General features: G+C 62.8%; 19 protein-coding genes. 12 read left to right on the forward strand and 7 right to left on the reverse strand.

The window, feature by feature from the left end:
- The first annotated feature begins 24 nt into the window (after positions 1-24).
- From ACX93L_RS20415 to ACX93L_RS20440, 6 genes are all read left to right on the forward strand, one after another.
- Complete coding sequence (locus ACX93L_RS20415) at positions 25-1,083, forward strand: isopenicillin N synthase family dioxygenase (RefSeq protein WP_459406545.1); 1,059 nt, start codon at positions 25-27, stop codon at positions 1,081-1,083.
- Positions 1,084-1,251: 168 nt separating this feature from the next.
- Positions 1,252-2,289, forward strand: coding sequence for an ABC transporter substrate-binding protein (locus tag ACX93L_RS20420; protein ID WP_459406546.1), 1,038 nt, complete (start codon positions 1,252-1,254; stop codon positions 2,287-2,289).
- Between the two features lie 460 nt (positions 2,290-2,749).
- Positions 2,750-3,295, forward strand: a complete 546-nt coding sequence (locus ACX93L_RS20425; protein ID WP_459406567.1) for an ABC transporter permease — start codon at positions 2,750-2,752, stop codon at positions 3,293-3,295.
- Entirely contained in the window at positions 3,295-4,086 is a 792-nt protein-coding gene (locus ACX93L_RS20430; protein ID WP_459406547.1) for an ABC transporter ATP-binding protein, read from the forward strand. The genes ACX93L_RS20425 and ACX93L_RS20430 overlap by 1 nt, the downstream gene beginning before the upstream one ends.
- A complete protein-coding gene (locus ACX93L_RS20435) occupies positions 4,076-4,411 on the forward strand; it encodes a hypothetical protein (RefSeq protein ID WP_459406548.1) in 336 nt (111 codons plus the stop codon). Before ACX93L_RS20430 ends, ACX93L_RS20435 begins: the two co-directional genes overlap by 11 nt.
- Positions 4,408-5,772, forward strand: a complete 1,365-nt coding sequence (locus ACX93L_RS20440) for an O-acetylhomoserine aminocarboxypropyltransferase/cysteine synthase family protein (protein ID WP_459406549.1) — start codon at positions 4,408-4,410, stop codon at positions 5,770-5,772. The genes ACX93L_RS20435 and ACX93L_RS20440 overlap by 4 nt, the downstream gene beginning before the upstream one ends.
- Positions 5,773-5,881: 109 nt before the next feature.
- On the opposite strand, the gene ACX93L_RS20445 is transcribed toward ACX93L_RS20440, so the two are convergent.
- Positions 5,882-7,309, reverse strand: coding sequence for an FAD/NAD(P)-binding protein (locus tag ACX93L_RS20445; protein WP_459406550.1), 1,428 nt, complete (start codon positions 7,307-7,309; stop codon positions 5,882-5,884).
- 328 nt (positions 7,310-7,637) lie between these two features.
- Here ACX93L_RS20445 and tauA point away from each other — a divergent pair, with 328 nt between their 5' ends.
- The 3 genes from tauA (at position 7,638) to ACX93L_RS20460 (ending at position 10,368) form a co-directional block, all read left to right on the forward strand.
- Positions 7,638-8,648 carry a taurine ABC transporter substrate-binding protein gene (gene tauA / locus ACX93L_RS20450; protein ID WP_459406551.1) on the forward strand — a complete coding sequence of 337 codons (1,011 nt, stop codon included), beginning with the start codon at positions 7,638-7,640 and terminating at the stop codon, positions 8,646-8,648.
- A gap of 80 nt (positions 8,649-8,728) precedes the next feature.
- The gene (locus ACX93L_RS20455; protein ID WP_459406552.1) at positions 8,729-9,538 is read left to right on the forward strand and encodes a taurine ABC transporter ATP-binding protein; all 810 of its coding nucleotides are present in this window, start codon (positions 8,729-8,731) and stop codon (positions 9,536-9,538) included.
- Positions 9,535-10,368, forward strand: coding sequence for an ABC transporter permease subunit (locus ACX93L_RS20460; RefSeq protein WP_459406553.1), 834 nt, complete (start codon positions 9,535-9,537; stop codon positions 10,366-10,368). Before ACX93L_RS20455 ends, ACX93L_RS20460 begins: the two co-directional genes overlap by 4 nt.
- 51 nt (positions 10,369-10,419) lie before the next feature.
- Here the strand turns inward: ACX93L_RS20460 and hydA are convergent, their stop codons facing one another.
- The 6 genes from hydA to ACX93L_RS20490 form a co-directional block, all read right to left on the reverse strand.
- Positions 10,420-11,838 carry a dihydropyrimidinase gene (gene hydA / locus ACX93L_RS20465; protein WP_459406554.1) on the reverse strand — a complete coding sequence of 473 codons (1,419 nt, stop codon included), beginning with the start codon at positions 11,836-11,838 and terminating at the stop codon, positions 10,420-10,422.
- Positions 11,839-11,848: 10 nt separating this feature from the next.
- Positions 11,849-12,625 carry an ABC transporter permease gene (locus ACX93L_RS20470; RefSeq protein ID WP_459406555.1) on the reverse strand — a complete coding sequence of 259 codons (777 nt, stop codon included), beginning with the start codon at positions 12,623-12,625 and terminating at the stop codon, positions 11,849-11,851.
- Complete coding sequence (locus ACX93L_RS20475; RefSeq protein ID WP_459406556.1) at positions 12,622-13,491, reverse strand: ABC transporter permease; 870 nt, start codon at positions 13,489-13,491, stop codon at positions 12,622-12,624. Before ACX93L_RS20475 ends, ACX93L_RS20470 begins: the two co-directional genes overlap by 4 nt.
- 4 nt (positions 13,492-13,495) lie before the next feature.
- Positions 13,496-14,599 (reverse strand): ABC transporter ATP-binding protein, encoded by a 1,104-nt coding sequence (locus ACX93L_RS20480; RefSeq protein WP_459406557.1) that lies wholly within the window; start codon positions 14,597-14,599, stop codon positions 13,496-13,498.
- Between the two features lie 2 nt (positions 14,600-14,601).
- Positions 14,602-15,681, reverse strand: coding sequence for an extracellular solute-binding protein (locus tag ACX93L_RS20485; protein ID WP_459406558.1), 1,080 nt, complete (start codon positions 15,679-15,681; stop codon positions 14,602-14,604).
- Between the two features lie 138 nt (positions 15,682-15,819).
- A complete protein-coding gene (locus ACX93L_RS20490; protein ID WP_459406559.1) occupies positions 15,820-16,713 on the reverse strand; it encodes a MurR/RpiR family transcriptional regulator in 894 nt (297 codons plus the stop codon).
- A 154-nt stretch (positions 16,714-16,867) separates the two neighbouring features.
- Between ACX93L_RS20490 and ACX93L_RS20495 the strand changes: the two genes are divergently transcribed.
- The 3 genes from ACX93L_RS20495 to ACX93L_RS20505 are packed head-to-tail and all read left to right on the forward strand — an operon-like array spanning position 16,868 to position 20,231.
- The gene (locus tag ACX93L_RS20495; protein WP_459406560.1) at positions 16,868-18,052 is read left to right on the forward strand and encodes a diaminopropionate ammonia-lyase; all 1,185 of its coding nucleotides are present in this window, start codon (positions 16,868-16,870) and stop codon (positions 18,050-18,052) included.
- Entirely contained in the window at positions 18,049-19,299 is a 1,251-nt protein-coding gene (locus ACX93L_RS20500; protein ID WP_459406561.1) for a Zn-dependent hydrolase, read from the forward strand. The genes ACX93L_RS20495 and ACX93L_RS20500 overlap by 4 nt, the downstream gene beginning before the upstream one ends.
- Complete coding sequence (locus tag ACX93L_RS20505) at positions 19,299-20,231, forward strand: N-carbamoyl-D-amino-acid hydrolase (RefSeq protein ID WP_459406562.1); 933 nt, start codon at positions 19,299-19,301, stop codon at positions 20,229-20,231. The genes ACX93L_RS20500 and ACX93L_RS20505 overlap by 1 nt, the downstream gene beginning before the upstream one ends.
- Positions 20,232-20,649 lie beyond the last annotated feature (418 nt).

The following is a 20,649-nucleotide window of genomic DNA, read 5'->3' on the forward strand; positions in this document are numbered from 1 at the left end:
GGACATGCAACCAGGAGAACTGAAATGACCATCCACACCCTGCCCGTCCATCTCCCACTCATCGACATCTCTCGTTTCCACGCCGGCACTGCCGAACGGGAACGCTTCATTGCCGATCTGCGGAAGACCCTTCACGATCACGGCTTCTTCTATCTCACCGGCCACGGCGTCGATCCGAAGCTGATCGCCGACGTGATTGCGACGTCGAAGCGCTTCTTCGCCCTGCCGCTGGAGGAGAAGTTGGAAATCGAGATGGTCAAGTCGCCGCATTTCCGCGGTTACAACCGAGCCGGCTACGAGCGCACCCGCGGCCAGCAGGACTGGCGCGAACAGCTCGACATCAACACCGAAGGCGAAGCCGTTGAGATCGGGCCGGATACGCCGGCCTGGAAGCGCCTTCTGGGGCCGAACCAGTGGCCTGCCGCGCTTCCGGACCTGAAGCCGCTGCTTCTTGCCTATCAGGCAGAGGTGACCCGCGTCGGGATCGATGTGCTGAAGGCGATCGCGGTCGCCCTCGGCCAGCCGGAAGATGCCTTCGCCCAGATCTACGAGCCGCAGCCCTCGCAGCTCCTGAAGATCATCCGCTATCCCGGCCGCGAAGTGGCTGAGACCGACCAGGGCGTCGGCGCCCACAAGGATGGCGGCTTCGTGACCGTCCTCCTGCAGGACACCGTTCCAGGGCTCCGCGTCCAGACCGAAGACGGCGTCTGGCTCGATGCCCCGCCGGTCCCGGGCACATTCGTCATCAATACCGGCGAGCTGCTGGAACTGGCGACCAACGGCTTCGTCCGGGCCGACGTGCACGATGTCGTCGCCCCGCCGGCCGGTGTCGAACGCTTCTCGGTCGCGTTCTTCCTCGGTTCGCGCTACGACGCCACTATTCCGGTCATAGACCTGCCGCAGGAACTGAAGCGGGACGAGCGCGGCGTGACCGTCGATCCGCTCAACCCGATATTCCGTGAAGTGGGCCAGAATCATCTGAAGAGCCGCCTGCGCTCGCATCCGGACGTCGCCCGCGCCCACCATGCGGACCTGCTCACGCCGGAGCAACTTGCAGGTGAGGCCGTGGCGTCGGCCTACTGATCCCCCGGCGGCCCCGGAACCCAGCATCCGGGGCCGATACCGGCCTGCCACAAGGCGATGGCTGCCGAGAAGAAAAATCCTCCAAGGAGTTTTTCATTAGTCTATAAAATCTATCAAATATATATTTTATATTTATCCTGTCCCCGCATACAGCAACGGGGATAACCGATGACCATCGACACTTCCAAGAAACCGGCCGCGAGCACCTTCTCGCGCCGCACCCTCCTGAAGACCGCCGGTATTGCCGGCGCAGCAGCCGGTTTCGGCGCGCTGGCAGGCCGAACCGGCTCCTATGCCATTGCCGGCAATCTCATTCCCATCAAGCTCGAATGGACCGAGGTCGCCGCCTGCCACTCGCCTGTCGGTTTCGGTCTCGCCAAGGGCATCTACGCCAAGCACGGCCTCGAGGTCGAGCTGTTCTACCAGGGAGCCAGCGGCCAGACGCTGATCCAGGCGCTTGCCACCCGCAAGGCGGAAGCCGGACCGGGCCTGCTCTACGACTGGCTGAAGCCGATCGAGCAGGGCTTCGACGTCAAGCTCTTCGCCGGCTCCCATGGCGGCTGCCAGCGGGTCCTCGTCAAACCGGATTCGGGCATCACGACGTTGACGGACCTCAAGGGCAAGACGATTGGCACCTTCGACGTCATGTCACCGTCCCGCGTCGCCTTCTCCGCCGCGCTGGCCAAAGCGGGCCTCAATCCGGAAACGGATGTCACCTGGAAGGTCTTCCCCTTCGACCTCGTCGCCGAAGGCGTCCTGAAGGGAGAAGCCGATGCCGTCGCTCACATGGACCCCTGGGCCTATTCCTACGAGAAACAGCACGGCTTCGTGAAGATCGCCGACACCCAGACCGGCGCCTTCCAGGACCGCGTCTGCTGCGTTCTCGGCGTCAACGGCGACTATTACGAAGCCAACAAGGATGCGATCAAGCGGGTCGCGGCCGCCAATCTCGAGATCCACCAGTATACCGCCCAGCATCCGGACGAAGTGGCGAAGTGGTACTTCGATACGCTGAAACCCGGCCTGCCGCTTGAGGATCTGACGGAAGTTCTCGCCTCGTTCACCTATCACGACCACTGGTTCGGCAAGGAACTGCTGAAGGAGGTCAAGATCGGCTACGAGGATCTGAAGCTGACCGGCGTTGCCGATGCCTCGACCGATCCCGAGGAGATCGCCAATCGCATCACCATCGACATCTTCGCGTGAGCCGGCCATGAGCGAGGTCATTCGAAGCGAAGTCCAACTTCTCTCCGGGGCGGATACGCCCCGGAGAACCCTCCTGTGGCGCGACGGCCTGCTCGCGGCTGCAGCCTGGGCCGCAACGAGCGCCGTGACCGCCCTGCTGCCGGATGTCATCGGCTGGGGCGCGACCGAACTCTTCGCCGTCGTCACGGGCATCGTGGCCGCATCCTTCCTCGTCCTTTCGCTTGTGGTGCCGCTGTTCGGCCGGTCCGCACAGACGCTGGTCCACTATGGTCCGTGGTTCATCGCGCTCGGCGTCTGGTTGGCGCTCTGGGAACTCGTCACGGCCAAGCTCGGCTGGTTGCCGAAGCCGTTTTTCTCCCCGCCGCAGGGGTTGCTGCATGTCTATGTCACGGACTGGGAACGCCTGCTCGTCTGCGTCGCCTACACCGCGCGTCTCTGGGGTCTCGGCTTCTTCTCCGGCATCGTCGTCGGCTTTGCCGCCGGTGTCGCGCTCGGCTGGTCCAAGCGCTTCGCCTATTGGGGCATGCCACTTTTGAAACTGATCGGGCCGGTCCCGGCCAGCGCCTGGATCCCCTGCACCTTCTTCATCTTCCCGAGCACCTTTCACGCCTCGATTTTTCTCGTCGCGCTGGCCTCCGGGATTCCCGTCGCGATCCTGACCGCCGCGGGCGTCGGACAGGTGAACCGCGCCTATTACGACGTGGCCCGCACGCTCGGGGCCTCCAACCGCTACCTGATCTTCAAGGTCGCGATCCCGGCCTCGCTGCCCAATGTCTTCGTCGGCCTGTTCATGGGGCTCTACTATTCCTTTGCCGTTCTGGTCGTCGCAGAGATGCTCGGCGCCAAGTTCGGCCTTGGATGGTACCTGCAGTTCAACACGGCCTATTCGGCCTATGCCAATGTCTACGCAGCCCTGATCGTCACGGCACTGATCTGCGCCGGCCTCGTCCGCCTGCTTTTCGTCGCCCGCGATCGTCTGCTTGGCTGGCAGAAGGGGATCCTCTGATGGCGCTTGCCTTTCAATCCACCTCGCCCCAGATTCGCAATGTCACCCTCGACATTGATCGCGTCACACACGCCTACGACCTCGGCGACCGGCTACTTCCGGTCCTAGACAGTGTCTCGATGACGGTGAAGCCGGGCGAGTTCGTCGCGCTTCTCGGCCCGTCCGGTTGCGGCAAGTCGACCCTCCTGCGCCTGGCGGCAGGGCTGGAGACGCCGCTTGAAGGAACGTTGCGCGAAGACGGCGAACCGATCGACAGGCCGGATCCGGATCGTATCCTGGTGTTCCAGGAGGCCACGCTGTTCCCATGGCTCACCGTCCGCAAGAATATCGCGACGGGGCTGGATGCCCGGGGCGTGCTCAAGGAACAGGGGCACCGGATCGACGAAATCCTGAAACTGGTGCGGTTGGAAGCCTTTGCCGATGCCTATCCGCATCAGCTCTCGGGCGGCATGGCGCAACGCGTGGCCATCGCCCGGGCGCTGGTCAATGAACCGAAGCTGCTGCTGCTCGACGAACCGTTCGGCAAGCTCGACTCCCTCACCCGGCTGTCGATGCAGAACGAACTGCTGCAATTGTGGAAGGACGTCGGCTTCACCGCACTCCTCGTCACCCACGACGTCGAGGAAGCGCTGCTGCTCGCCGATCGCGTCATCGTATTTTCCGACCGACCCGCCCGCATCGTCGCCGAGGTGCCGGTCGAGAAACCACATCCGCGCCGGCGCGACGATGCCGATCTCGTGAATCTGCGCCAGACATTGCTCGGACAGCTCGGGGTCGCCCATGACGTCTGATCCGCGGCTCCCGGTCCTGCTCGCCATCCTCGGCGCCATTCTCACGGCACTCGCCGTCGGCTGGTGGTGGCTCATCTTCGGCACCGTCGTCGAGAACGGCTACATCACGCATGCGCAGGCGGCAACATGCCTCGCCGGTACATCCGACCTCTGCAATCTCGCCCAGGCGCTCTGCACCAACAACCATCTCTTCGGCATCCGCTGGTACGCGCCGGAGGCCCTGTGGGCCGGCGCCGCCCTTCTCGCCACGGCTCTCGTCATCCTGACCTTTCGGGCCAATGCCCGTGCAATCCATCAGCCAAGCTCAACGGAGGTAGAACCATGACAATTCAGCAGTCGACCGAAACCATCCTGCAATCGGCAGCTCCGCAGGTCTCGCCGGGCGCGCCGACCTTCAGGAGCCTCCATCCGGAGACGCTGGCGCTCCATGGCGGCAACTTCCGCTTCGATCCGACAACCGGGGCCGTCGCGGTACCGATCTACCAGACCACGTCCTACCAGCTGCCAGGCACCGAAGGCGCCGACAAGCTGTTCGCGCTCGAGGCCCCAGGCCATCTCTACAGTCGCGTCTCCAACCCAACCCAGGATGCCTTCGAGCAACGACTGGCGGAAATCGAAGGCGGCGCGGCCGCCCTCGCCGTTTCCTCCGGCCAGGCGGCATCGGCCTTTGCCATCCTCAACGTGGCCCGCGCCGGCGACAACATCGTCAGCGCAGCCGGCCTCTATGGTGGCACCTGGGCGCTGTTCGCGGCAACACTCAAGAGCTTCGGCATCGAGACCCGCTTCGTCGATGCGGCCGATCCGGAAGCTTTTGCGCGCGCGACGGACGATCGCACCCGCGCCTACTACGCCGAGTCTCTACCCAACCCGAAGCTCGAGGTCTTCCCCATCGCCGAGGTCGCCGCCATTGGCCGCCGCTTCGGTATTCCACTGATCGTCGACAACACGGCGGCACCGCTCATCATTCGCCCACTCGAGCATGGGGCCGCGGTGGTGGTCTATTCGGCGACGAAATACATCGGCGGCCACGGGACATCGATCGGCGGGGCAATCATCGACGGGGGGAACTTCCCCTGGGCCGATCTCGCCAACCGGCAACCGAACCTCAACGAACCGGATCCCAGCTACCAGGGCAAGACCTGGATTGAAAAGGCCGATGCGATCGGCTTCTTCCCCTATATTCTCCGCGCGAGGGCAGTCTTGCTGCGTGACATCGGCGCAGCAATCAGTCCGCAGAACGCATTCCAGCTGATCCAGGGGCTCGAGACGCTCCCGTTGCGCCTGCGCCAGCACAACGAGAACGCGGTCAAGGTCGCAGACTTCCTGAAATCACATCCGAAGGTCTCGAACGTGATCTTTCCGAAGTTCCAGACGGGAATCGCCGGCGAACGTGCGGCGAAGTACCTGAAGTCTGGCTCCTATGGAGCGCTTATCGGCTTCGAGCTCAAGGGGGGACGCGAGGCCGGACGCCGCTTCATCGATGCGCTACAGCTCTTCTATCACCTCGCCAACATCGGCGATGCCCGCTCGCTGGCCATCCATCCTTCGACGACAACGCATTCCCAGCTCTCTGCCGACGACCAGCTCGCGACGGGGGTAACGCCGGGTTATGTCCGTCTTTCCATCGGCATCGAACATGCCGATGACATCATCTCCGATCTCTCCCAAGCGATCGAAGCTGCCTGACAAGGCTTCAAGCAGCAAGCAGAAGGGCCGGATGTACGCTTACATCCGGCCCTTCTGTTTTTCGACCCACTGACCGATCGATACCGTCCTACGGGAAGGAGCCCGGGACTTAACGACGGGCCTCGGGTTCGATCGCGATTTCGGCCAGGGAAGTGCGCAACTGATCCGCTACGAAGACGGCGTGGTCCGTGACCTGGGGCAGGCCCATAAGCTCGCCGAAGGTGCCGCGCGCCAACGGCCCGCCGATGAACAGGCCGGGCGCCACGTGACCGTCCGCACCGAAGGCACGGGACCGATCGTCACAGCGAAGCCCGAGCCCGCTCGGGCACAGGGACAGATAGCCTCGCTGCCCAAGCTCGGCGAGGAAGGGTTGCGACTCGAGGATGCTTCCATGCGCCGGACCCGTGGTCACGACGACTGCATCCACCGTCAGCTCGCGGTAGACACGGCTTCCCCTGAGCCTCACAACAATAGTCAAGGCTTCATCCCTCTTCGATGCGCAGGCGATCGAGGCGGCCAGGATCTCCAGGCGCCCCGTTCGAACAGCGTGGTCCAGTACATTCTCGACCTGCGGCGCAATGCGGAATCGGTGCGCATCCCAATAGGGACGCACGTGACGCACCAGCCGGCGGCGTTCTGACAGGGGGAGCGTTCGCCAGATCTCCTGACCCTGGCCACGAACCGCGTCCAGAACCACGTGCCAACCGAGGCCCTGATCCCCGGCCTCGCGCAGTGTCTTGCGGATACGCGACAGGAGTTGCGATGCGGACCGCGCCGGTTGCGAAACGAAGTCGCCATAGGGGTCGCCGACGATTGCCGGATGGCCGCGCGACCGCAGACCGCGGCGCGAAATGGACATGATAGGCCCGACATGGCCGCGCACCGTGAGGGCCGCCACGACATCGGCCGAAGTCAGTCCGTTGCCGACGATCAGGATGCGGTCGTCCTTGCCGATCGCATCGAGGGCCCCGGCCGCCGTCGGATCGGTGATGTAGCGGGGATCGCCCACAAGGGGAGAGAGCACACGCGGGGGGGCGGTCTCCGGATGGCTGGTCGCCAGAACGACGAGATCCGCCTCGATGTCTGATCCGTCGTCGGCGCTGACACGCCAACGGCCGTTCGAACGCGTCAGTCTGGTTACCCTTGCCTGGCGATGCTCGACCGTCCCGTTCGACAGCAGGGGTGCTATCTTCGCGTGAACATAATCGCCGAAGACATGACGACGCGGGAAGGGTTGACCGTCGCGGGCAGACGCTTCGTCGTCATCAGCCAGGGCGTTCGTTTCCTCGATCCATTGAGAAAAGCTGTCGGGTTCATCCGGAAACAGGCTCATCTTCGATGCCGGCACGTTGACCCGGTTGGTCGGCTCATCGGTATCGTAGGCGAGCCCCTTGCCAAGTTTCGCCCGCGGTTCGAAGACGATGATGCGCGCCTCCTGCCCCGCGCGGGCGGCTCTTGCCAGATGCAGGGCGATTGCCGCCCCGCTAAAGCCGCCACCTATGATCGCAACAACGGGAAGGCGGACGAAGGATGGCATTAAGATTTCTCCTGGGCAGACAATGGTTGGATGCGGTTACCCGCAACCGCACGATGGCGGGAGGAGACTATCCAAACTGAAGGCTTCGGAAAAAGCATCTATTTCTATAGATTAAGATTGCTTAGAGATTGTTTTCCCATTTCGGGCCGCGGTCGCCGATCCTTCGGGTGCGGATCGAACTTCCTTCAAACCCATCAGACGGGGAATATCGTGACCAGCTGCCAGGAAAAATGAGTTGGAATTATCTCTACTAATTTGATCGATTACATCATCATACTCCCAATCGCCGGTCACTATGCCGACGACCAATCTAGGAGAGGAAAACATCATGGCACTGACACGCAGAGACCTGGCCGGCCTTTTTGCCGCGACCGCCCTTTTCACGGTCGTGTACGGAGCGTCAGCTTCGGCGGCGGACGTTACCTTGAACATCGGATATCAGCCGATCGTCGAGCCATCGCGCGTTCCCCAGGCGGACGGCACCTACGAGAAAGTGACCGGAGCCAAGATCAACTGGCAGAAGTTCGATGGCGGCGCTGACGTCATTGCAGCCATCGCCTCCGGTTCGCTCGACATCGGTTATGTCGGATCGTCGCCACTCGCCGCTGCCGCCAGCCGCGGCCTGCCGATCGAAACGATCGCGCTCGTCGGCCTTATCAGCGAGGCGGAAGCGCTTGCCGTCCGCGACATTGCCAAGCCGGAAGACCTGGCCGGAAAGAAGATCGCGACGCCCTTCGTCTCGACCGCGCACTACAGCCTGCTGACTGCGTTGAAGCACTGGAATATCGATCCGAAATCGGTCGAGATCCTCAATTTGCGCCCGCCGGAGATTGCCGCCGCCTGGTCGCGCGGCGACATCGATGGCGCCTATGTCTGGGATCCGGTCCTGGCCGAGATCAAGAAGTCCGGCACGGTGCTCGCGACATCGGCCGACGTCGCGGACTGGGGCGGCCCAACCTTCGACGCATGGATCGTCAGCAAGGCGTTTGCGGCCGCCCATCCGGACATCGTCGCTGCCTTCGTTCGCGTCACCGGAGACGCAACCGCTGCCTATCGCGCCAATCCGGACGCCTGGAACGCCACCTCCCCCGAGGCCGAGAAGATTGCACGCCTGACGGGCGCCAAGCAGGACGAAGTTCCCGCTCTCCTGAAGGGTTACATCTTCCCGACGCTCGAGGAGCAGGCCAAGGCGGATCTCCTCGGTGGCGGTACCGTAAAGGCGGTCGCGGAAACCTCGGCCTTCCTCAAGGAGCAGGGAAAGATCCCCGCGGTCCTGGACGACTACGCGCCCTATGTTTCGCCCCGCTGGGTGGTTGACGCGACCAAGCTCGCGTTCTGACCAGCGCAAACCGATCGCCAGTGACCCGGCAGACATGGGCCGGGTCACTTCCATTCGCAGCCTCGGGAGGAGAGCTAACCATGACGACATTGTCCTTTCATGACGTCTCGCTGCGCTACCCGGCGCGCAAGGGCGCACCCGAGGGCCAGACGCCGCTGGTTCTCGACCAGATCAATCTTTCGATCGAGACCGGTGAATTCGTGGTCGTCATCGGACGTTCGGGCTCCGGCAAGACGAGCCTTCTCAATCTGGCAGCCGGATTTCTCCAGCCCTCCGGCGGGCGCATTGCCGTCGACGGCACCACGGTCTCCGGACCTGGTGCCGATCGCGCCGTGGTCTTCCAGGACGATGCGCTCTATCCTTGGCTCGACGCTCGCGACAACATCGCGTTTCCGCTCAAGCTTCGCGGCGTGCCCGAGGCGGCGCGCCATACTCGGGCGCAGGAACTGCTGGATGTCGTGGGACTGACGGACGCCGGCCGACGCCGCATATCGGAACTGTCGGGCGGCATGCGTCAACGCGTAGGGATCGCCCGCGCGCTCGCCTCCGACCCTCTTTTTCTCCTGCTCGACGAACCGCTCGGCGCGCTCGATGCGATGACCCGAACCAGGATGCAGGGCTTCCTGCTCGACGTCTGGTCGAAGAGCCGGGCCGGCGCATTGCTGATCACCCACAGCATCGACGAGGCCCTGTTGCTCGCCTCGCGCGTCGTCGTGCTTTCCTCCAATCCCGGCAGGCTGGCGGCGGACATACAGACCGGCTTTGCCGCCGAACTGCTGGGCGGCGCCTCCCTCGCCCAGGTCAAGGCATCGCCGCTCTACAAGCGCATGCATGACGGCCTGACGGGACTGATCCACTCGATTTCCGAAGAAACGGAGGCCGCAGCATGACCCTCGCAAGCGAAATCCCTGCCGAATTCGCCGAGAATACATCGCCGCCAACGCCGCGCCGCGGGCTCGTCGTTCCCATCTCCGTCTATTCGGGTCTCACCGTCGTCATCATCGTCGCGATATGGGCCTTGTCGGCGCATCTGCAACTGGTCTCACCCGTCTTCCTCCCGTCGCCGGTGCTGGTTGCCCAGTCGGCATGGAGCCTGATGACCGTCGGCTTCGTGGACGCCACCCTTGCCGAGCACGTAATTGCGAGCCTCGGCCGCATCCTCGGCGGTCTGCTCGCCTCGATCCTTGTCGGCGTGCCGGCAGGGCTTGCCATCGGCACCAGCCGCATCGGCCGTGGCATTCTCGATCCGATCGTCGAATTCCTCAGGCCGCTTCCGCCACTTGCCTACCTGCCGCTGATCATCATCTGGGTCGGCATCGGCGAAGCCTCGAAGATCACTGTCATCGCCCTTTCCATGCTGCCCGCGATCATCCTGTCCACCGCCGCAGGCGTTCGCGCGGTTTCGAAGGACCATATCAACGCCGCGCGCTCCTTCGGTGGCACACCGTTCCAGTTGCTGGTGCACGTGATATTGCCTTCCAGCCTGCCGTCGATCCTCACCGGCATACGGATCGCCCTCGGCACCGGTTGGTCGACGCTGGTGGCGGCGGAACTGATCGCCGCGACACGCGGGCTCGGCTTCATGATCCAGTCTGCGGCCCAGTTCCTGGTCACCGATGTGGTTATTGCGGGAATCGGCGTGATTGCCCTGATCGCCATCCTGCTGGAGTTCGCCGCCCGGGCTCTCGAGCGCGTGCTCGTTCCATGGGCGCACGACTAGAAAGGCTGCGGGAAGCCGTCGTCGGAGAAGTCGGAGGATTGGCGCTCGCGGTCAGGCCGCCGCATAAGGCGAGAGCGCGCGAGCCAAGAAGCGGCCATCGCCGGGCTTGCCGAGAATGCGGCCCTCCTCGCACACGACCTTGCCCCCCAGCAGCGTCATCACCGGCCATCCCTTCACTCGCAGCCCCTCATAAGGCGTGTAGTCCGCGGCGTGATGCATCAGCGACTGGCTGATCGTTTCCTCACGATTCGCGTCCCACAGCACGATATCGGCGTCGAAGCCGGGAGCAATGGAACCCTTGCGCGGATAGAGGCCGTACATTTTCGCGTGGTTGGTCGAGGTAAGCGCCACGAATTCGTTGAGCGAAATGCGGCCTTCGCTCACTCCCTTCGAGAAAAAGACCGCCATGCGATTCTCGACGCCGGGAATGCCGTTCGGCACCCAGCGAAACGAGGTCTTCGCCTTGGGATTCTGCTTGCCCTCCGTTCCCTCCCAGAAGAAGGGGCAATGATCGGAGGAAAATGTCTGGAACACGCCACCGCGGATGCCTTCCCAGATGGCATCCCAGCTTGCACGATCGCGGGGCGGCGGTGAGCAGACATATTTGCCGCCCGTCTCGTCCATGTTGAAGCCCTTCATGTCCTCGGCGGTCAGCGCGATGTATTGGGTGCAGGTCTCGCCATAAACCTTCAGGCCTTTCTGCTGTGCCCAGCGGATCTGCTCCATCGCCTCCCGGCCGGAAACATGGACAATCATGATCGGCACATCGACCAGCTCGGCATGGCTGATCGCCCGGTGCGCCGCTTCGCGCTCGACCACCTGCGGCCGCGACTCTCCGTGGTAATAAGGAGCGGTCTTGCCGGCGCGCTCCAGCCGTTCCGTCATGTAACGGATGGCGTCATAGCCCTCGCAATGGACCATCACAAGCGCGCCGCAGCCGCGGGCACAGTCGAAAACGTCAAGAAGCTGCCGGTCGTTCAGCACCATGTCGTCATAGGTCATGAAGACCTTGAACGAAGTGTAGCCGTCGCCCACCAGCGCCGGCAGCTCCTGGCCGAGCACGTTCGGGGTGGGATCCGTGATGATGAGATGGAAGCCGTAGTCGCAGAACGACTGACCCTCGGCCTTCTCGTGATAGGCCTTGACACTCTCGCGAAGCCCGGCGCCACGCGGCTGCACCGCAAAGGACAGCACCGTCGTCGTGCCGCCGGCGATTGCCGAACGCGTGCCAGTCTCGAAACCGTCCGCCATCTGCGGCGTGCCCGGCGCCGCATGCTGGGCGAGATGCACATGGCTGTCGATGCCGCCCGGCATGACCAGCAGGCCAGATGCATCGATCACCTTGTCGGCGCTTCCGAGATCTTCTCCGGTTGCGACGATCCGGCCCGCCCGGATCGCCACGTCGGCGCGAAAGGTATCGGCAGCGGTGACACAGGTGCCACCGCGGATAAGGAGGTTGAAATCGGCCATTGCAGGTCCTCTATTGCTCTTTCGATCGCAGCCGCATGAATTCGCCGCAGGCGATCAGCGCGAGATTGGCGACCACGATCATCAGTGCCAGCGCGTTCAATGCCGGCGAAATGTTGAAACGGAAATCCGAGGCGACGAGGATCGAAAGCGGCTGGCTGCGACCGCTGAGAAACGAGGTCAGCACGTATTCGGAAGACGACAGCACGAAGGCGATGAACCACGCCGCGAGCAGGCCATTCTTCATCAGCGGCAAGGTCACCCGGCGGAAGGCGCTCCAGGCGCTGGCACCGAGATCGGCGGCCGCCTCTTCCAGCCGCCTGTCGATGCGCATCAGCACCGAGGCGATGACCAGCGTGGTGAACGGCAGGATGATGATCGCCTGACCTGCAATGATCGTCAGCAGGCTGCGCCCGATCCCGAGCTCCGACAGGAGGATGAGTTGTGCCACGGCCAGAATGACCTTCGGGATGAGAAAGGGCAGGAGAATGATGGCAAACAGCAATCCGCGATGGCGCAGCCGATAGCGCGTCAAGGCAAGGGCCGCCATGCCGCCGAAGAGCGTCGAAAGGGCTGCCACCGGCACGGATACGAGAAAGGAGAGACCGAGGCCGCCGGTCAGGCGTGCGTCAGACAGCACCTGGCCGAACCAATGCAAGGTGAAGCCCTGGAGCGGGAAGGCGATGATCTCCGACGCGTTGAAGGAGAACAGCGCGATAATCGCGATCGGCAGGTACATGAAGCCATAAACCAGCCAGACCCACAGCAGAGGAAGACGCCGTGCCGTCATGCCTCGCCTCCTGCCAGCGCCTTGCCGAGCGTCGAGCGGCTGACTGTCACTGCCGCCGCCGCGAAGAGAAGCATAAGGATGGCCAGCATGGTCCAAGCGATCGCCGAGCCGAGCGGCCAGTCGAAGGCCGTGCCGAACAGGTCGTTGATGGCGCTGATGATGGTGACACCGGAGGCGCCGCCGACGAGCTGTGGCGTAAGATAATCCCCGGCGACCATGACGAAGACCATCATGCTGCCGGCAACGAGACCGGGCACGGTGAGCGGCAGTGTCACGCGACGGAAGGTGGAGAAGGTACCGGCGCCGAGATCGGACGCGGCCTCCAGCAGCCGGTCGTCGAGGGCCTCGAAGGCAAGCCACAGGCCGAGGACCATAAAGGGCAGGTAATTGTAGGTGAGCACGATATGGGTGGCGAGCGACGAGAAGAGCAGCGCCCCGATCGGTTCCCGGATCACGCCGGTCCACATCAGGAAGGTATTGAGTACGCCTTCCGCGCCGAGCAGCATGCGCCAGGCGAAGATCCGCACGAGATCACCCGTATAAAGCGGCACCAGCAGCAGCGTCAGCATGGCGGATTTCATCACCTTCACCCGCTTGGCGATGAACCACGCGACGGGATAGCCTATGATGGCGGTGATCGCCGCAATGCCGAGACCGGAGCCGAACGCTTTCATGATCAGCCAGCGATAGGTATCGGATCCGGCGATCCGGACATAGTTCTTGAGCGTGGGTTCCTTGAGAATCGCGACGAAACTCACCTGAAAGAAGGAGTAGCCGAGCAGGATCAGCAGTGGCGCGATGCAAAGGGCCGCGACCGCGGCATAGACCGGAAACGAAAGCCAGAAACCGGTACGGGAGGTCTCCATGGGCTCAGGTCCCGTCTGCCGCGGCGATCCAGGCGCGCGCCGGATCGAATGAAAGCCGGACGATGCTGCCCACCGTGGGCGGTTCCGCCTCATGGACAACGAGGGAGAGGGTGAGATCGCCGAGGGCTCGGGATTCCACCAGCCATTCAGCCCCCCGGAAGACGACGTGCGTGACCGTCGCCTCGAACCCGTCAGCGCCCCCCAGCCGCAGGAGTTCCGGCCGCAGGCAGAGGACCGCCGGAGCGCCCGGGCGCAGTCCGCCGACGCTCGGGCTACCGAACATGCCCAGTGGCGTTTCGATCGCGGCGGCGCCATCGGAGACGCTGTGGATCTTGCCGGGCACGAGATTGGCGCCACCGATGAAATCCGCCACATAGGCGCTCGCCGGCCGTCGATAGATTTCGGCCGGCGTGCTCTGCTGCTCGATCCGGCCGTTGTTCATGACGATGATCTCGTCAGAAAGGGCAAAGGCCTCTTCCTGGTCGTGGGTGACGTGCAAGAAGGTCATGCCGAGCCGGCGTTGCAGATCCTTCAATTCGATCTGCATGTCCTTGCGCATTCGCCGGTCGAGCGCCGACAGCGGCTCATCGAGCAGCAGAAGCCGTGGTTCGTTGATGATGGCGCGGGCAAGCGCGACGCGCTGCTGCTGGCCGCCGGAAAGCTGGCGCGGGCGCCGCTTCGCCATGGACGTCATCTGAACCATGGACAGTGCCTGCTCGACCTTTGCTGCGATCTCCGGCTTCGAAAGGCTGCGATAGGCGAGACCGAAGCCGACATTCTCCTCGACGGAGAGATGCGGAAAGAGCGCATAGTTCTGGAAGACCGTGTTGACCGGTCGCCGGCTGGAGGGAGTGCCCGCCAGCGACCGGCCGTCCAGCTCGATGATCCCCGAGGAGATCTCCTCGAAGCCACCGATCATCCTCAGAAGGGAAGTCTTGCCGCAGCCGGACGGGCCGAGAAGGGTCACGTAGCTGTTCGGAGCGATGCGGAAGTCCACTCCGCGGACGGCATGGACACCGCCATATTCCTTGTGCACGGCGATGCCGCGCAGAAGGGAGCGCTGCTCTCGCCCTTCCGTCTCGTCCTCTAACCGGTCTGCGGCATCCATGATCAGCTGGCCTTCACTTCGTTCCAGAGGGCAACCCAGTCGTTATAACGGGCCGGGTTCTTCTTCCAGACGAAGTTGTCCATGATGGAGAGATCCTTGACGAAGATCTTCTCCTTCTGGTCATCCGGAAGCTTGTCGAGCGCCGCGGAGGTGCCCTGTGCATAGGGGCCGCCGAATGCAAGCTTTTCGCCGTAGTCCGGTCCGAGCAGATAGTTGACAAAGCTGAACACCTTGTCGAGTTTTTCGCCTTCGACGGCAGCCGGAACCGCAATGGTATCGCACCAGCCGATGACGCCGGCTTTCGGCTTCGCCATACCCATCTTCAGGCCGCGGGCCGAAAGGTCGTAATAGGGCGGGACCCAGGAGAAGGCGCAGACGACTTCGCCGGATGCGAAGAGGTTGGTCAGATCACCGATGGAGTTCCAGTAGGTCCGCAGCAGTTTCTTCTGCGCCATCAGCGCCTTCTTGACCTCGGCCAATTCCTTGTCATCGAGATCGAACATCTTATCCTTCGGAATGCCGAGGTAGAGAGCCGCGATCATGATGCCTTCCAGCGCATAGTCGCGCATGGCAAGCTTGCCGGCATACTTGTCGCCTTCGAAGAAGACGGACCAGTCGGGTTCTGCATCCATGAGATCGGCGCGGTAGACGATCGGATTGATACCCCAGTAGAAAGGAATGCCGTAAGTCTTGCCGTCTTTCTTGCCGAGATCCGTCTTCTTGAAGGTGTCGTAGAGCAGGGAGGCGTTCGGCACCTTGGCAAAATCGATCGGCTGCAGGAGCTCGGAGGCGACGTAGTATTCGACCTTGTCGAGGCCGGGCGTGATGAGGTCGACAGAGGAAGCGCCACCAGCGCGCAGCTTGGCGAACTGCTCATCATCGGTGCCGATGAAGTTCTTGGTGATCGACACGTCGCCATCCTTCAGGAAGGCGGCAAGGTAATCATCCTTGGCAAGGTTCTCCCAGGTCATCCAGACGATATCGGTGGCTGCGAATGCCCGATTGAAGGGCTGCAGTGCGCCAAACGCTGCAGCGCCAGCGGCAGTTTTCAGAAGTCCACGACGGTTGATGCGAAAATCCATGGGCTCGGTCCTTATGGGGTCCCCTCTGAGAGACCGTTAAACAGGTAGCCGGTCATTCTTGGCCGGCCCGAGCAAAATAAAAAAACATTTTCAAAGATTATGCAATATGAAAATCACGTTTCATTTTTCATCAAATGACTAATCCTTGGGCATTTTTTTGTTCTGCACGGGACCTGCCAATTGATCAAGACGCTCATGAAGGTGCTCGATCTCGGCCAGCCGCTCGACCGCCGAATCGCCGAGCTGCTGACTGACCGAGGAACAGACATAGTTGATGACGCTCATCGGCGCCGCATAGCTATCGAACATGGAGTGGCCGCGGTTGTGGCAGCGCAGCGTGACGGTTGCGAGCTGCGCGGTGCGCGCTGCCGTCATGTCGGCAATCAGCACCGAGGGAGAACCGGATTCCTTCACAACGGCCATGATCTCCCGCAGAAGTGCGGGGCGGCGGCGGAAGCCGAGCACAAGGAAGGCATCCCGTTCACCGATACCGGCCAGCTCCTCGCCCATAGAAACGCCTGCGAGGGGCAAGAGATGCACATCCGCCCTGACATTGGTCAGCAGGCCACGCGCATAGTTTGCAAGGGCCATGGAATTGCGGAAGCCGACGACGAAGACCCGCGACGCCCCGGCAATGATCCGGACCGCGTGGTCCAGATCTGCCTCGCTCAGCATCTCGGCCGTCCGCGTGAGATTCTGCAAATCCTGGGCAATATGCAGCCCGAAATCGCCGGGAGCGAGGCGCTTCCTGCCCGTGCCCGTCAGTTCGTAAAGCGGCGACCCCCAGTCCTCCGCCTGCCGGGCATGCATGCGCGCATCATTGTAGCTGGCATAGCCGAGGCGCTTGAAGAAGCGGGCTGCGGTCGCATTCGAAATGTCTGCCTTCGCCGCCAATTCGCCTGCTGTGAAGCTCGCGAGATTGGTTTGTGCCTCCATGACGACGGCAGCCAGGCGCCGCTCGCTCGCCGTCAGTTCGTCATAGATTCCCATGATCCTGACATCGATCGGACGGCTGTCTTCCTGCTCGTTCATCCCCGGCTCCATTTTCAAAAATCAACCTCAACGAAAAATCTTTTTCATTCCGTGTTGACTGACTGCAATCGCCGGGTATCCTTTCGCACAGTTTTCCCGGTTTTGGAATCTCCCAACGATGGTCTCCCAATTCGCTTCTGTCAAAGCCCGTTTCGTGGCGGGGAATCCCGCACAAAAGAGCCCCTATCCCGAGGCCTTCAAGCCGATCCTGTCGCGCGACGCCGGTAAGGAGGCTCTGTCAACCATCTCCGCCTGGCGCGGTTATGCCGAGACGCCTCTCGTGAGCCTCGATGCGCTGGCTGCAACAACCGGCGTTGCCCGCATCTTCTACAAGCAGGAAGCCGGTCGCTTCGGCCTCGGCTCGTTCAAGGCTCTCGGCGGCGCCTATGCCGTCTACCGGCTGCTGTCCGCCCTGATCGAGAAAGAGACCGGCACGAAGCCGGCACCGCAGGACATCCTCGACGGACGTCATTCGGGCATCGTTTCGAAAGTGACGGTCACCTGCGCAACGGATGGCAATCATGGACGCTCCGTCGCTTGGGGCGCCCGCATGTTCGGCTGCCAGGCCGTGATCTTCATTCACGCCACCGTTTCCGAAGCCCGGGAACAGGCGATCGCCTCCTACGGGGCAAAGGTCATCCGCACCGCCGGCAATTATGACGACAGCGTTCGCGAGGCCGCCCGCATGGCGGCTGAGAACGGCTGGCACGTCGTCTCCGACACCTCCTATCCCGGCTATACCGACGTGCCACGCAACGTCATGCAGGGCTACAGCGTTATGGCCGACGAAGCGGAACACCAGCTTGGTGGCCTCCGCCCAACGCACATCTTCATACAGGGCGGCGTCGGCGGTCTTGCCGCGGCTGTCACCGCCCATTTCTGGGAAGCGCTCGGGGCAGATGCCCCGGTTGTCACGATAGTCGAACCTGAAACGGCGGCATGCCTTTTGGAGAGCGCCGCAGCGGGCAAGCCGACAGCCATCGGCGGCGATCTCGAAACGATCATGGCGGGTCTTGCCTGCGGCGAACCCTCGATTATCGCCTGGCCAATCCTCGAAGGCGGCGCCAGCGCCTTCATGGCAATCCCGGACGATGCGGTGGCGGAAACCATGCGCCTGCTTGCCTCCGGTGAGGCCGGCACGCGGCTCGTCGGCGGAGAAAGCGGCGTGGCCGGCCTTGCCGGCTATCTCGTTGCTTCGGCAAAACCCGATTGGCGCAAAGCACTCGGACTGGACACGAATTCGGTGGTGCTCTTCTTCGGTAGCGAGGGCGACACGGATCCGGAGCTTTATCAGTCTATCGTCGGCAGGAGCGGCAGGGCGGTGGAGGCAGGAGAATGATCCTCCGCGATCTCCGCATCGATTCAGCGCGCCTCACCTCCCGTGTCGAACGTCTCGGCAAGATCGGCGCGCTGGAAGGCGGCGGTGTCTGCCGGCTTGCCCTGACCCTTTCGGAAAAGCTCGGGCGCGACCATCTGGTCGCTGAAATGAAGGCGCTCGGACTCGACGTGGCGATCGATCCGATCGGCAATATCTTCGGCACCCGTGAGGGCCGCCGCGAAGGCCCCGCCGTCATGCTCGGCTCACACATCGACACCGTCGCAACCGGCGGCCTTTATGACGGGGCACTCGGCGTTCTGGCTGGACTGGAAGTCATCGCCACGCTGAACGGCGGGAACATCGAGACCGATCTGCCGGTCGTCGTCGCCGCATTCACCAATGAGGAAGGCGCGCGCTTCGCTCCCGACATGCTGGGCAGCCTCGTCTTCGTCGGGGGGCTGCCGCTCGCGGAAGCTCTCGATATCATCTCGATCGATGGCAAGAGGCTGGGCGACGAGCTCCAGGCGATCGGCTATGCCGGCACTGATCAGGGCCCGGAGGAGATCGCTGCCTATTTCGAACTGCATATCGAGCAGGGTCCGGTCCTTGAGGACGAGGCGATCGCCGTCGGCACGGTGCTGGGCGTTCAAGGCATCTCCTGGACCGAACTGACAATCCGCGGCCGCTCTGCCCATGCCGGAACGACACCGATCCGCCTGCGTCGCGATGCCGGCCTTGCTGCCGCTCGCATCGCGGCAGGGGTCGGCGCCTTCGTTCGAGCCATGGGCGAAGACCAGGTCGGCACCGTCGGCGCGATCACCCTAACGCCCAACCTCGTCAACGTCGTCGCCGAAAAGGCCGTGATGACAATCGACCTGCGCAATCCCGACGAAACCTTGCTTCAGGCAGCGGAAGCAAAGCTTGCGGCACTGATCGAACAGGTCGCCGGTGAGGAAATGGTCACGATCGAGCGTCGCACTCTTGCGCGCTTTCAGCCGGTTGATTTTGCTCCCACGCTTATTGAACAGGTGGATGACACGGCGAAGGCAATCGGCCTTTCCACCCGCCGGCTCTTTTCGGGTGCCGGCCATGACGCGCAAATGCTCGCCCGGATCGCACCGGCTGCCATGATCTTCGTGCCGAGCGTCAACGGCATCAGCCACAACATCACCGAATACACAGCACCGGCAGATCTCGCCAACGGGGCGAATGTGCTGCTTCAGCTCACCCTGAAACAAGCCCTGCCGACAAATGGAGAAGACGCCTGATGGCCAGAACAGTTGTCACCGGCGCGGCCCAGCTCGGGCCGATCGCCCGCTCGGAGAGCCGCGAAAGTGTCGTCGCCCGCATGATCGCACTCCTCGAAAAGGCCGCCGCCCGCGGATGCGATCTGGTCGTCTATCCGGAACTGGCGCTGACCACCTTCTTTCCGCGCTGGTTCATGGAAGACCAGGCGGAGGTCGATTCCTTCTTTGAACGCTCGATGCCCAATGACGCCGTCGGCCCGCTCTTCGCCAAGGCAAAGGCGCTCGGCATCGGATTTTCCTTCGGCTATGCGGAACTGGCGGAAGAACACGGCCGCGTCCGGCACTACAATACCTCAATCATCGTCAACAAGACCGGCGAGATCGTGCACCGATACCGCAAGATCCATCTTCCGGGTCACAAGGAAAACGAGCCCTGGCGGGCGTTCCAGCACCTGGAAAAGCGCTATTTCGAGCCGGGAATCGAGCCTTTCTCCGCGGCTGACGTTTTCGACGGCAAGATTGGCCAGGCGATCTGCAACGACCGGCGCTGGCCGGAGACTTATCGCGAGCTGGCGTTGCGCGGCGCCGAGATGGCGCTGATCGGCTACAACACCCCGGTCCACTACCCGCTTGCGCCGGAGCATGACCATCTCCAGTGCTTCCACAACCATCTCTGCATGCAGGCGGGCGCCTATCAGAACGGCATGTGGGTGGTCGGAGTCGCCAAGGCCGGCAGGGAGGAAAATTGCGACCTCATCGGCCAGAGCTGCATCATCGCGCCGACCGGCGAGATCGTCGCCATGGCGAGCACGCTCGGCGACGAGTTGGTCGTGCACGAATGCGATCTCGATCGCTGCACCGAGATCCGCGCGAACATCTTCAACTTCCGGCTCCACCGCCGCCCGGAAATCTATACCGCGCTCACGGCAGTCGATCAGGAAGCCGTCGGCTGAGCTTAAGCAGGACCGCTTGTCTCGAGGTTTGCCGGTGTGTCTCTGAGCTCTGGAGGCGTCTTGAGATGCCTCCAGAGCTCGGATCATCTACGGTTACTGGATACTCCTACACTGCGTGTTACCCGCGCTCGGGCTAGGAGCAGCCCAAGGACAGGCCGGGCATGTCTGCGATGCTAAGGGCAGTCCATTCACAATGAAAATGGCAATGGAAGAACATGCCGCATGAGGCCAGGTCAAAAACCCAAGACTCTCTCAAAACTGGAGGAAGGTCAGGGTCTCAGGTCATCAGGTCAGTCGAGCATCGACATGGCTGCCAAACGCAAAAAGCTCCTCGCGGGTTATGCTGAGGAGCTTTTGCAGAAGTTTCGGGAATGGGAGAACTTACAAGTTTCGTTGGTTGCGGGGGCAGGATTTGAAC

It is taken from the genome of Rhizobium sp. CAU 1783, assembly GCF_054551725.1.